15 protein-coding genes and 1 pseudogene are annotated in these 12,457 nt (G+C 32.3%); 12 read left to right on the top strand and 4 right to left on the bottom strand.

Going from position 1 to position 12,457, the window contains the following annotated elements; all coding sequences use genetic code 11:
* The first annotated feature begins 72 nt into the window (after nucleotides 1–72).
* Together CAN42_RS07555 and rpmF are read left to right on the top strand one after the other, a co-directional pair.
* Nucleotides 73–606: a YceD family protein gene (locus tag CAN42_RS07555; protein ID WP_085876179.1), complete on the top strand. Its 534-nt coding sequence runs from the start codon at nucleotides 73–75 to the stop codon at nucleotides 604–606.
* Between the two features lie 2 nt (nucleotides 607–608).
* Nucleotides 609–791, top strand: a complete 183-nt coding sequence (gene rpmF / locus CAN42_RS07550) for a 50S ribosomal protein L32 (RefSeq protein ID WP_005957570.1) — start codon at nucleotides 609–611, stop codon at nucleotides 789–791.
* 98 nt (nucleotides 792–889) lie between these two features.
* On the opposite strand, the gene CAN42_RS09170 is transcribed toward rpmF, so the two are convergent.
* Both CAN42_RS09170 and CAN42_RS09165 read right to left on the bottom strand, forming a co-directional pair.
* Nucleotides 890–1,012, bottom strand: a complete 123-nt coding sequence (locus tag CAN42_RS09170; RefSeq protein WP_277250818.1) for a hypothetical protein — start codon at nucleotides 1,010–1,012, stop codon at nucleotides 890–892.
* A 4-nt stretch (nucleotides 1,013–1,016) separates the two neighbouring features.
* Nucleotides 1,017–1,139, bottom strand: a complete 123-nt coding sequence (locus CAN42_RS09165) for a hypothetical protein (RefSeq protein ID WP_277218151.1) — start codon at nucleotides 1,137–1,139, stop codon at nucleotides 1,017–1,019.
* A 146-nt stretch (nucleotides 1,140–1,285) separates the two neighbouring features.
* Between CAN42_RS09165 and CAN42_RS07545 the strand changes: the two genes are divergently transcribed.
* The 6 genes and pseudogenes from CAN42_RS07545 to tnpA all read left to right on the top strand — a co-directional run bounded on the left by CAN42_RS07545 (nucleotide 1,286) and on the right by tnpA (nucleotide 5,964).
* Complete coding sequence (locus CAN42_RS07545) at nucleotides 1,286–1,867, top strand: hypothetical protein (RefSeq protein ID WP_085876178.1); 582 nt, start codon at nucleotides 1,286–1,288, stop codon at nucleotides 1,865–1,867.
* A 4-nt stretch (nucleotides 1,868–1,871) separates the two neighbouring features.
* Nucleotides 1,872–2,423 carry a hemerythrin domain-containing protein gene (locus CAN42_RS07540; protein ID WP_085876177.1) on the top strand — a complete coding sequence of 184 codons (552 nt, stop codon included), beginning with the start codon at nucleotides 1,872–1,874 and terminating at the stop codon, nucleotides 2,421–2,423.
* Nucleotides 2,424–2,555: 132 nt separating this feature from the next.
* Nucleotides 2,556–3,422: an S-layer homology domain-containing protein gene (locus CAN42_RS07535; protein ID WP_085876176.1), complete on the top strand. Its 867-nt coding sequence runs from the start codon at nucleotides 2,556–2,558 to the stop codon at nucleotides 3,420–3,422.
* A gap of 73 nt (nucleotides 3,423–3,495) precedes the next feature.
* Entirely contained in the window at nucleotides 3,496–3,849 is a 354-nt protein-coding gene (locus CAN42_RS07530) for a hypothetical protein (protein WP_085876175.1), read from the top strand.
* Nucleotides 3,850–4,027: 178 nt separating this feature from the next.
* The gene (locus tag CAN42_RS07525; RefSeq protein ID WP_085876174.1) at nucleotides 4,028–5,290 is read left to right on the top strand and encodes a sodium/glutamate symporter; all 1,263 of its coding nucleotides are present in this window, start codon (nucleotides 4,028–4,030) and stop codon (nucleotides 5,288–5,290) included.
* A gap of 200 nt (nucleotides 5,291–5,490) precedes the next feature.
* Nucleotides 5,491–5,964: pseudogene (tnpA, locus tag CAN42_RS07520) on the top strand (IS200/IS605 family transposase).
* A 133-nt stretch (nucleotides 5,965–6,097) separates the two neighbouring features.
* On the opposite strand, the gene CAN42_RS07515 reads toward tnpA, so the two are convergent.
* Complete coding sequence (locus CAN42_RS07515; protein ID WP_085876173.1) at nucleotides 6,098–7,354, bottom strand: hemolysin family protein; 1,257 nt, start codon at nucleotides 7,352–7,354, stop codon at nucleotides 6,098–6,100.
* 75 nt (nucleotides 7,355–7,429) lie between these two features.
* Complete coding sequence (gene glmS, locus CAN42_RS07510) at nucleotides 7,430–9,256, bottom strand: glutamine--fructose-6-phosphate transaminase (isomerizing) (protein ID WP_085876172.1); 1,827 nt, start codon at nucleotides 9,254–9,256, stop codon at nucleotides 7,430–7,432.
* 280 nt (nucleotides 9,257–9,536) lie between these two features.
* On the opposite strand from glmS, the gene CAN42_RS09115 reads away from it, so the two are divergent.
* The 4 genes from CAN42_RS09115 to CAN42_RS07495 all read left to right on the top strand — a co-directional run bounded on the left by CAN42_RS09115 (nucleotide 9,537) and on the right by CAN42_RS07495 (nucleotide 12,434).
* Nucleotides 9,537–9,785, top strand: a complete 249-nt coding sequence (locus CAN42_RS09115; RefSeq protein WP_245149860.1) for an acyl-ACP thioesterase domain-containing protein — start codon at nucleotides 9,537–9,539, stop codon at nucleotides 9,783–9,785.
* A 4-nt stretch (nucleotides 9,786–9,789) separates the two neighbouring features.
* Nucleotides 9,790–10,272, top strand: coding sequence for an acyl-ACP thioesterase domain-containing protein (locus tag CAN42_RS07505; protein ID WP_245149865.1), 483 nt, complete (start codon nucleotides 9,790–9,792; stop codon nucleotides 10,270–10,272).
* Between the two features lie 73 nt (nucleotides 10,273–10,345).
* The gene (locus tag CAN42_RS07500; RefSeq protein WP_085876171.1) at nucleotides 10,346–11,095 is read left to right on the top strand and encodes a peptidylprolyl isomerase; all 750 of its coding nucleotides are present in this window, start codon (nucleotides 10,346–10,348) and stop codon (nucleotides 11,093–11,095) included.
* 7 nt (nucleotides 11,096–11,102) lie between these two features.
* Nucleotides 11,103–12,434, top strand: coding sequence for a GTP pyrophosphokinase (locus tag CAN42_RS07495; RefSeq protein ID WP_085876170.1), 1,332 nt, complete (start codon nucleotides 11,103–11,105; stop codon nucleotides 12,432–12,434).
* Nucleotides 12,435–12,457: the final 23 nt, after the last annotated feature.

Below are 12,457 nucleotides of genomic sequence, written 5' to 3'. Positions count from 1 at the left end.
ATTTTCAATATAGTATTGACAGACTAAATTTTAAAAGTTATAATGATTTGTATGTATTTTTGAGGTGAGTAAATGAAATTAGATCTTAGTACTTTTTTGTCTTCTGATGAAGTCAGATTAGACTTTGAGGGTATTCTAGAGGAAAATGACACGGATTTGAATTTAGAGGATCTCAATCTCATCTATCCCGTAGAGTACAATGGATATATTCATGATTTGACAGGGGAGTTAGAACTTTGTCTCAATATTTCCTACAAATTTAAGGCTAACTGTGACCGATGTCTCAAAGAATTTGTAAATGAAAAGGAGACAAGTTACATTGCTTACAATTTTAAAGACACAAGTCTATATGATGAAGATTCTGTAGACGAATACTTTAAAGTTAAAAATGATTCCATAGATCTTTCGGAAATTATTTTTTCACAAATACTTACTTCCATTAATGGAAAGAATTTGTGTAGCCAAGATTGCAAGGGATTGTGTCCACATTGTGGCAAGAACTTGAATGATGGCCCTTGTGATTGTGTGGAAGAAGAAATTGAAGAAGAAGTTGTGGACCCAAGATTTGGGAAGTTATTAGATTTATTTAAAGATGAGGAGGTGTAGAAATGGCCGTACCTAAGAGAAAAACTTCAAAACAAAGAAAGAACAAGAGAAGAGCATCTTCTTACAGATTAAATAAAGCAACAGTAGTTGAATGTCCTAACTGCCATGAAATGAAATTACCTCATAGAGTTTGTCCTTCTTGTGGACACTATGCAGGCAAAGAAATTGTTACAGAAGCAGAATAATAAAGTGAGACTTTGGTCTCGCTTTTTTTATTTGCCTTTTGAATTTTAAAAATTTTATATGCAAAAAATTAGAGAGGTTTCGCAACCTCTCCTTTTTATTAGTTATCAAATTTTTTTAGTAAACCAAAGATCCTTCCAAGTAAGTAAAGTTTTATAAATTCAAGTCCTAAGTTTAGGATCAAATGAATTCCTATTCTTATTGTTTCTGTATATTTTTCCATAAGATCACCTCTTATTACTGATTTCTTTTAGCTTATTCAATATCAAAACAAGAAAAATTATTTCTACAATACTTGTTATGTAGTTGGGTTGTAAGAATGTTAAAAATTTGATTGTTTGTGGACTCATAAGCTCCTCCTTTAGTTTCTAAAGTTTTCTTATTTACAGTTTACTACTTTAGTAAAAAAATCAAATTAGAATTAAAATAAATGTGATAAAAGTCACATTATTTTTTTGCAAATAATGGTAAAATTGAAATAGAAAAGAGGGATACTATGAGTTTATTTTTAGGATACATTCACCATTTAATGTACGGAAAGATTTTATTTCAAGAAGAATTGTTAACAAGTTTGCTTGACTTAGCTGATGAAGATGAAAAAATTAGTTTAAGCAAGGACCTTGATAAGGAATTTCCCATAGAGAAGGGTGACTTAAAGGATATTATTGACGAAGGTAATATTCACGGATGGCTTGATGAAAGAGTGAGAAGAAGTGAAAACCGACTTGCTAAGACAGTGGGAGTTTTGTTAAAGGACTTTGACATAGAAGATTTAAAAAACAAATTCTACGACTTTGGAAAATTTTATGAGGCTGGAGATACTCCTGATGAAGCCTTCAACTTCATTACTTCAAAATTTTTAGATGGGATGCCCTGCGATCACTCTCTTATGATTGTAAAAAATGATGAAGATGAATTTGTTTTTGAGGTTGTAAGAGACCTTCATAGAGATATTTGGGAAGCTTATGTTAATCCAGATCTTTATTGGGACCTAAGAGATGCTTTTATAGGTGGAAGTTTAGCAAATTCTGGATTAAAGTATGAAAAGATAAATGAAACTTATGTAATTAGGAAGTGAATAAATGGATACTTTAAAATTTACGATTGAATATTTGGAAGATGAGCACGAAGAAATTCTTGCTTTTTGTAATAAAATTGAAGATAAGTGTTTGGAAATTCTTCACGGAAATGTTGATAAAGAATTTTTTAGAAAAGCTATAAGTTTTATAAGATTATATGCCGACGGTCTTCACCACAAGAAGGAAGAGGACATTTTATTTAAGGCAATGCTTGATAATCTTGGACCTCTTGCAGAAAAAGTTGTACGTGGTGGCATGCTTGTTGAACATCAAATGGCAAGGGGCTATGTAATGGAGCTTGAAAATAATTTAAATTTGTTTGAAGAAAATTCAGATGATCTTGCAAAGTTACACATAATAACAAATGCTATGGCTTATGTTGAGCTACTTAGAAATCATGCAGAAAAGGAAAACAAAACAGTTTATCCCTTTGCAGATAAAAGTCTTCCAGAAGATGTGAAAGAAGAAGTTGCAAGAGAAATGAAAGAAAGGGTTAGGGAGGAAGAGAAGTCTCTAGAAGATAAAAAGAATTTGATGAAGTCCTTGGGAATTTAATTTAAAATCCCACTTAATTTTATATAAATTCACTTTCATCTATTAGTATAAAGATTACAAATTGATTACAAAGTCTTGATAAACAAGACTTTTACAATACTTTCTGATATTATAATTCTTCGAGGTGAAAGAATGAAAAGAATACTCATATTGATGATAATTTTAATTGCAGCACCCTTTAGTGTTTTTGCGTCTAAAGAAGTGGCAATGCCTTTGAATGTAAGTGCAATTAAAGAAAGTGATATTTATAATTTTGAAATTAAAAATGCTAAAGATAAGGACCTAATAGAAATTGAAGTTAAGAGCGAGGGAAATGAATCCAAGGGAGTGTTTAAGAAAAATATTATCTCCAAGGATAACAAGAAATTTATTTCTATAAGCCAAGAGGAATTGGATTCTCTTGTTGGACCATCAAGTGGCTATGCCTTTAGACTTAGGTTTGCCAATAATGAAAAGTCCTTAGGATTTTCCAACGAACTTCACTTAGGTAAGGCTCCTGTTTTTAGAAATTATAGCAACTGGGCTTATCAAGATTTATTAAAGGCAGAAGGTTTAAAACTTTTTTCTAAAGAAGTAGCAACTGATACAAGAGCAAAAATTACTAGGGAAGAGTTTGCAGAAATTGCAGTTAAGGCCTACAAGATAAAGTATGAGAGATCTTCTCAAGGAACTGTGAAGCACTTCAAGGACACAGACAATCAATATGCTAACATGGCTTATGACCTTGGCATAATGAGTGGAAAGGGCGATGAAACTTTTTCTCCAAAGGCTCACATGACTAGGGAAGACTATGCAGTTGTTATTGCAAATATTTTTGAACTAAATAACAGCAAAAACGTAAGTATGAAGGATAGGAAGAAGATTGCAAATTATGCAAGAGAATCTGTTAACAAGGCACTTAATGCAAAGTATTTGACTTTGGATGAAAAGAAAAACTTTAATCCAAAGAAGGAAATGAATAGGGAAGAAGTTATTTCTTCTATAGTACGTCATATTTAATGAAAAGTTTACAAAAAATTTATTTAAATTATAAAATTAAATAATCTATGATATAATACTTCCAGGTGAGATAATGAAAAAAGTAATTTTTGACATTAGTCCACTTGGAAGTTTTCAATTTTCTTGTGAGACTTACATAATTTATTATAGGGAAAAATATGGAAAAGATATTTTTTTCTACACTAGAAAAGATGGAAAGTACATTAAGGTAGAGGACAGTGAAGAGCTAAAGAATTTAAATAACAGGGTTATTGTTCACAGAGATTTGGGACCCGTTGTTGAAATGATTCCTCACGACTTAGGCACAAGAGTCTTGCCACTAGATGAAGAGCAAGAAGAAGATGAAATCCTAATTGATATTGTTGAGAGATTAGGAGATAGAGCAAGCTGGAAGAATTCTAAGATTCAGGTTGTTGAAGTTCAATAATTAATAGGTAAAGTAAAAGAGATTCGTAATCGAATCTCTTACTTTTTTAATAAATAGTAAAATATTTAAAAATAAGAAAAATTTATAAAAGACTTTTTTAAAAAAAGTGCTATAATAACAAACTGTACAAAATATTTTTTAGTAATTTTTTGTACAAAAATTTATAGGAGGTTTTATTATGACACTAGAAAACGTTCTTGGTTATTTTGGGACTTATACTCCTGGCAAAAACGGTGAAGTTGCATCCTTCCAATTTGAATACTTATGTACTCTTGGTATCGCAGCTTTAGTAATTTTTGCTGGTAGATGGTGTGTAAGCCACTCAAAAGCCTTGAAGAAGTACGCTATTCCTGCTCCAGTTGTATCAGGGCTAATTTTTTCAATAATTATAGCAATAATTAAACTATCAGGATTCATAGCACTTAGCTTTGATGCTAAGATTACAAAGGATTTAGCACAAAATATATTCTTCTTAACAGTAGGATATGGATTTTCTGCTTCATTATTTAAGAAGGCTGGGGGAAAACTTATATTTAATATTGCCTTCGCAGCTTGCTTACTTATAACATTGCAAGATATCTTGGGAGTAGTAGTTGCTAAAGCAATTGGTATGCACCCTCTATTTGCTCTTCAATGTTCATCAGCAGCTATGTCTGGTGGAGTTGGAACAGCATCTGCCTTTGGACCAATTTTTGCAGATTGGGGAGCACCTGATGGTGTAACTGAAATTGGTGTTGCTGCTGGTACAATGGGTAACATTATGGGTTCACTAATTGGGGGACCAGTTGCTGCATATTTAATTCACAAGCACAACCTAAAGGCTGATCCAAATGATAAGCCAGAATCTGCAATTAATAACGAAGTACATCCATTAGTAGACAGCAGGATGATTGTAGCTTTTGCTATGGTTCTTCTTATTTCCGCACTTGGTATGCCAATTTACTTCCTTCTTGATAATATTCCTGGAATTGAAATGCCTAAATTTATTGGCTGCCTATTTGCAGGTGCAATTGCAAGAAATGTTATTGAAAAATTTGGAAGAGATACTTATGTATCTGAAGTTAGTGCTATTGAGCATATGTTCCTAGAACTTTATCTAGCACTTGTTTTGATGACAATTGACATTACAAAGCTATTAAGTCACTTAGGCCAAATGGGTATTGTTTTGGCATCACAAGCAGTTTTAATGGCATTATTCGCTTTACTTATTTCTTACAGAATGTTTGGAAAGAATTATGGAGCAGCAGTAATGGCAGCAGGAAACTGTGGCTGGGGCTGTGGTTCAGGACCAAATGCTGTTGCAAATACAAAGGCTGTAATGGACGCTTATGGTTACAATAATATTGCGTGGATTCTTTATCCTTCCTTCGCAGTAATTATTGACGATATTTACAATCCATTATTCTTATCTTTCTTTGGAAAGCTTGTAAGTGGTATGTAATAAAATTTTTATGAATAAAATTTTATAGGCAAAAAAAGAGATTCAATTGCGAATCTCTTTTTTTGTACGCTTTAGCATGAATAAACCACCAGCTATGCTGGTGGTAGGAAAATAAGCTTTAGCTTCAAGCAAAAAACCTCCCGTGATAAACTATTAATGTTACTGGCAGTAGCATAAATAGAAAAGGGAGGTATCCTAAAATGGATAAAAATAGTTTATCACATACATCCTGGAATTGTAAGTATCATGTAGTATTTGCTCCAAAATACAGAAGGCAAGTAATATATGGAAGATTAAAACAAGATATAGGAAAAATATTAAGGGATTTATGTGATAGAAAAGGAATAAATATAATAGAAGCGGAATGTTGTCCAGACCACATTCATATGCTGTTGGAAATCCCACCAAAATACAGCATATCTCAAACAATGGGATATTTAAAAGGTAAAAGTAGTCTAATAATATTTGATAGGCATGCGAATTTAAAATACAAATATGGGAATAGACACTTTTGGTGTAGAGGATATTATGTAGACACAGCAGGAAAGAATGCGAAAAAGATACAATAATATATAAAAAATCAATTAAAAGAAGATTACATGGCAGATCAAATAAGCATTAAAGAATTTGTAGACCCGTTTACGGGTGAGCAAGTAAACAAAAGCAAAAAATAAGGTGCTTTAGCACCAGATGTGAAAATTGGTGCACGAGAAAGAAAGTTCAAAGCATGGAATGCTGCCGGTAACAGCCCCTTATAGGGGCAAAACAAACCACCGGCTTAGCCGGTGGTTATGATTTTACAAATTTTTATTTCTTTATATCTGGTGGGAAGTCCACAAGAATTTTTTCAATCCTGTTTTTTGTCTTTTTAACAATTGTAAATTTAATGTCGCCAATTTTTATGACTTCGTTGAGTTTAGGGAACCTGTCAATATTTTCGATTATATAACCACCAAGAGAGTCAAACTCTTGGCACTCAAGTTCTGTTCCAAAGATTTGATTTATCTCGTCAATGTTAATTGAGGCTTCAATAATATATTTGTTTGGACCCACTTGTAGGATGTCTTCGTCCTCTTCTGTGTCGTACTCATCAGATATTTGTCCTACGATTTTCTCAAAGATGTCTTCAAAGGTAATCATACCTTCAGTTCCACCATATTCATCTGTAACAATAGCAACAGATAATTTTTTTTGCCTCATTTCAGAGAAGAGGGTTCCTGTTGGTTTGTACTCATAAGTAAAGAAGGCTTTCTTGAAAAACTTTTTGTTATCTGCAAGGGACTTGGTCCTATTCATGTGGAAGATGTCTTTCACATTTAATATACCAATAATATTGTCGAGGTTGTCTTCATAGACTGGCATTCTTGAATAAGAATATTCTGAAATTTTTTCTATAACTTCATCAAAACTTTCTTCAATGTCTATGGCTACTATGTCAGTCCTTGGTGTCATAATGTCCTTGGCGTAGTTATCCTTAAAGTCAATTACATTTTGGATCATCCTTGACTCATTTTTATTTATGATTCCTTCTTCCATACCAAGGTCCATGGCATCAATAAGGTCTTCTTCTGTTATTATTGGAGCCTTGTAGTCCTTGTCCTTAATAACAATTTTTATTATAGATTGGGACAATAGGTTTATAAAAATAGAAAAAGGTCTCAAAATTGTAATTAAAAAATTTAAAAATTTTGCATACTTTGGCACAATTTTTTCGCAGTTATTCTTGCCTAAGTTTCTTGGCAAGCTTTCGCCAAAAATTATTATTACTATGGTTGAAATTATTATTCCTATAATAAGTCCAGGGATGTAAAAGGACAAGTAGAAGAAAAGTGAAGTAAAAATAATTGAAAGAGAATTAGAAAAATAATCCAAGATCAAAGTTGTTGAATAAATATTTTCTTTCTTCACAAGTTTTTTTATCACAGAAATATTTTTTACTTCTAAGTCTTCAAGCTTAGATAACTTTACCGAACCAAGAGCCAAGTAGGCATTCTCGATTAGGGTAAATAAATAGGAAAAATATATTGCCACAAGGGCCAAGATTAGGTATATATAATAAGCCATAAAATTCAACTCCATTTTGTTTTTTATACCCAAATAAATTTAATCTAAAAAAGCTGCCCACAGGCAGCCTTTTGATTATTCAACAGTTACTGATTTTGCTAAGTTTCTAGGTTTGTCTACGTCATTGCCAAGTAATACTGAAGTGTAATAAGCAATTAATTGTTCAGGTATTACTGCAAGAAGTGGTGTCAAGAGATCAATAGTCTTTGGAATCTCTATTATTTCATCTGAAGAATCCTTAACAAATTCGTTTCCTTCTTCTGCAATGGAAATAACTTTTGCTCCTCTGGCAATAAGCTCTTGGTTATTTGAAACAGTCTTATCAAGAATTTTGCTATAAAGTGCAACTGAGATAACAGGTGTGCCTTCTTCTATAAGGGCAATTGAGCCGTGTTTAAGTTCTCCAGAAGGGAAGGCTTCTGTGTGAATGTAGGAAATTTCCTTTAACTTTAGGGCTCCTTCTTTTGCTGTTACATAATCAAGAGATCTACCAGTGTAGAAAATTGACTTTGAATTTTTGATTGAGTCTGCAATTTTTTTAAAGTCTTCCTTGTGCTTTAAGATTTCTTCAATTTGTGATGGAAGTTTTTCCATATTTTCAATTATATTTTTAACTTCATCTTGAGAAATTTTATTTAACTTAAGGGCAATATCCATAGCCAAGAAGTAAAGTGAAATAACTTGTGTTGTGTAAGCCTTAGTAGATGCAACAGAAATTTCTGGTCCTGCATAGCAATAGACAACCTTGTCAGCTTCTCTTGCAATAGATGAACCCAAAACATTTGTAATAGCAAGAGTCTTTGCTCCAATCGCTTTTGCTTCTCTAAGAGCTGCTAGGGTGTCAGCAGTTTCACCAGACTGAGAAACAAAAATTACAAGAGACTTGTCATCTAGGAACATATTCTTGTATCTAAATTCAGATGCAATTTCTGAAATTACTGGAATACCTGCAAGATTTTCCATTGCATACTTGCCAGCTTCGCCTGCGTGGAAGGCAGTTCCACAAGCAGTTATATAAATCTTATTTATATTTTTAAGTTCTTCAAGAGAAAGACTTCCTTCTGCTGGAAGATTTATCTTGTAGTCCTTGTGTTTAATTGAGATAACTTCTTTTAAGATGTCTGGCTGTTCGAAAATTTCCTTAATAAGGAAGTGGTCGTAGCCTTCTTTTGATGCATCTGATGCAGAAATTTCAACTTCAGAAATTTCTCTTTCAACTTTATTGTGGTCCTTGTCATAGATTGTGTAAGAATCTTCTCTCATATCAACAACATCGCCATCTTCAAGATAAACAATCTTATTCGTGTGTTCAATTACAGATGTAATATCACTTGCTATGAAGTAACCATCTTCACAAATAGCAAAGAGAAGGGGAGAAGAATTTCTGACAGCTATAAGCCTATTAGGTTCATTTTCATCAATGATTCCCAGACTGTAGGCTCCCTTTAAGATGTCAGTTGATTTAAAAACAGCGTTTAAGATGTCGCCATCATATACTTCTGAAATTAAGTTAGGGATAACTTCTGTATCTGTTTGTGAAAAGAAAGTGTGTCCCTTATCTACTAACATATTTCTAAGCTCTAAGTAGTTTTCTACGATTCCGTTGTGAACAACAGAAACTTTTTTGTCTGAACTTAAGTGGGGGTGAGCATTAATTTCATTTGGCTCGCCATGAGTTGCCCATCTTGTGTGACCAATACATACATTAGATGGGTACTTATCAAGATCAAAGGATTCTTCAAGAACCTTAATACGCCCCTTCTTCTTAAATGTTACTAACTTATCATCTTTTATAAAGGAAAGTCCTGCAGAGTCATAGCCTCTGTATTCTAATTTTTTTAGACCTTCTAGTACTAATTTCGTTGCATTATTTTTTCCGATATATCCAACTATACCGCACATATTTCTACCTCCAATTTTATTAGAGACTCACTACATTTATTTTGTTATAAAATTACTTTTATTTTTTGTAAAATGTTTAGGCTGTGAAACCTTTGAGGCATCCGCCGATTTTCGATAACCTCATACCTCGTCAGCCACTAGGGCTCAGGCGCTTAATAAATTTTTATCTCTTTCTGTAAATTTTACCATAAGGAATATTTAAAGTAAACTTAATAAGGTTGCGAGGCCTCTTGTACCTATGAATTAGTAAAATTATGTTAAAATAAATTTGGAGGTTCTTATGAAAATTTTTTGTAAAGATTACGAAGCTATGAATTTTTTATCAAGTGATGGAGAGTTAAAGCTCAATCAGCTTGTGAGTTATTTAATAGAGACTTCAAACTATCAATCAATTAATCTTGGCCTTAGTAATGAAAAGTTATTAGACATGGGTTACACTTGGATGATTTATAAGTGGAATATAAAAATTAAGAGCTACCCAAGAAGTCATGAAGAAATAAAAATTAAAAACTTGGGCGAGCGGATTTAAAAATATAAATGCCTTTCGTGAGTTTGAAGTTTATTGTCAAGGTGAAAAAATTCTCGAAGCTTCGGCTGTACTTTTGTTAGTTGATATTGAGAAGAGAAAGCCTATAAAAATTCCTGAAGAAGTTGCAAAAATTTATGGAGATAATGGCAGAAGAATTTTTAAAAGTATAGATAGAGTCAATGAGCCAAGTGAAGTGGAGAGAGCAAATAGGATTTCTTATAAAATTTTAAGACGTGACCTTGACTTTAATAACCACGTCAATAACGCCGTCTATCTTGAACTTATTTATGAAGCTCTAACTGAAGAGTACTCTCGTGTGAAGTTTAAAGACATAAGCGTAAACTATGTTAATGAATTGAAGTTTGGCTATGAGATTGTAATTGATTTTTATAAGGAGGAAGACAAGTTTTATTTCTTCTTCAAGAGCAAGGACGAGAGTCAAATTTATGCAAGGATTTGTGGCGTATCTGCGACCCCAATAAGTTGAAAAAATAATTTTCTAATGTTAACATTACTTATAGAAAAGATACTAAATAAGAAATAAAATTACGGAGGTAATAATGGATAAAGATAAAGTTTTAGCAGAAGTAAATGGCAAGAAAATAACAGGAGTTGACTACAACTTATTCATTGATTCACTTAACCCACAATTAAAACAATATTTTGGCAGAGAAGAATTAAATAAAGACGTAGTAAATGAATTAGTTTACCAAACTCTTTTATATGAAGATGCAATGGAAAAGGGTATGGACAAGGAAGATGAGTTCATACAAGTTGTTGAAAAGACAAAGGAAAGTATGTTAAAGACCTACGCCCTTGGAAAGCTTCTTGCCACTGCTGAAGTTAAAGATGAAGATATTAAAAGATTCTATGAAGACAATAAAGATGCCTTTAAGCAAGCAGAATCTGCTGATGCTTCTCACATCTTAGTTGAAGAAGAAGACAAGGCAAGAGAAATATATGAAAAAATTAAAAATGGCGGAGACTTTGAAGAACTTGCAAAGGAATTTTCAACTTGCCCATCAAAGGAAAAGGGTGGAGACCTTGGAACTTTTACTAGGGGACAAATGGTAAAAGAATTTGAAGATGCAGTTTTTGAAAACGAAGTTGGAACTATCACTGAACCAGTTAAGACTCAATTTGGTTACCACATTATAAAAATCAATAAAAAGAATCCTGCAAGGGAACTTTCTTTTGACGAAGTAAAAGATAAGATTGTGGAACAAGTTAGAAGACAAAAGGAACAAGAAATTTACAACAAAAAGATTACAGAATTAAAAGATAAATACGAAGTGAAGATGAATATCTAGGTGAACTATGAAACTTGAGCTTTTTAATTACATTGATGATGTAATGGATCTTTTTGACTACCATAAAATTGAACTTGCAGGAGTTAATAAAGAGCTTAAAAAGTATTTTACAGATTTATTTTTAGATGATGATAGGCTTACAAATATCACCACAAGAATGAAAACTCAGGAATCCTTACGAGAAAAACTCATTAGAAGAAATTTTTTCATGAGGTTTCCCGATCCTGTTAGTGGATTTAAGTACATTCAAGATTTAGTTGGTATTAGAATTGAGTGTCGTTTCATCAAGGATGAGGAAGACCTCTACAAAAAGATTATCAAGGACTTTACTATAAAATCAGACAGGGGTTATTATAGGTCTAATAAAAATAGAAAGGTTAGGCTTAAGCTAGATGACCCACAACCTCAAACTCTTGCAAATGGTTTCAAGATGTTTAAACTTGACGGTGAATATGATACTGGGTCTTATATCTATTGTTTTGAGCTTCAGATAAAGTCCTTTGTAAATGTATTTTGGGGCGAAATTGACCACAAACTACTTTATAAAAACTATAACTACATTGTGACTGAAGGTTTCTTTAGGGAAATCATGAATTCCATTAATGACAACTTAAAGATGATTGATAAGCAGCTTATGATACTTTACGATCATGTAAAGAAGCAAGACGCTTCCGTAACTATTTCTGCTGAGTACCAGCTAAAGAAACTTTTGTCGAAGATTCTTCACGATGTTTTCACTACAAAAATTCACGAAGAGTTGGGACTATACTTAAATATAAAAATTATAACAGACATAGTTGTTGATTTTCTCTTTATGAAGTCATCGAGGAATAAGGACCTAAGTTATGGAGAAAATTTTATAAATTTAATTAATAAGGTGAACTCTGTCTCTGGAAATGAAATGGATTTCGAAGAGTACATTGTATTTAAGAACAAGCCAAGATATTATGACAATTTTTCCAAGGGACTAATAGAAGTTTTTAGCAAGGTATTAAACAATGATCTCGATTGGAATATTTTCTTCAAGATTTTACAGAGATTGTTGCAAGAATCATATAGTGATATATTAACTGAGTTTATTATTTTCGTTAGATATGAATATACTTGTGAGCTAAAAAAACTTTACGAAGACAAAGAACTCCCACGAGAAAAGTCTCAAGAATTTGAAAAAGAAGTTTTATCTCTTGTTTTAGAAGAGTTTAATAAGACACCCACTCTTGAGTTTTTAATGGATAAATCTCTCAATAAGTTTAGAAACGTACTTTGTGAAATAAATGAATCTGAAAGCAAATCAAGGGGCAGAATGCTTAAAATATTTAAAGACAATTATACTTTTTAATCTGTAATTCTTAATGCTTCTTA

Source organism: Peptoniphilus vaginalis, from assembly GCF_900176605.1.
Classification (GTDB): domain Bacteria; phylum Bacillota; class Clostridia; order Tissierellales; family Peptoniphilaceae; genus Peptoniphilus_A; species Peptoniphilus_A vaginalis.
Note: the sequence above shows the minus strand (reverse complement) of the source record. Positions and strands in the feature narration are given on the sequence as shown.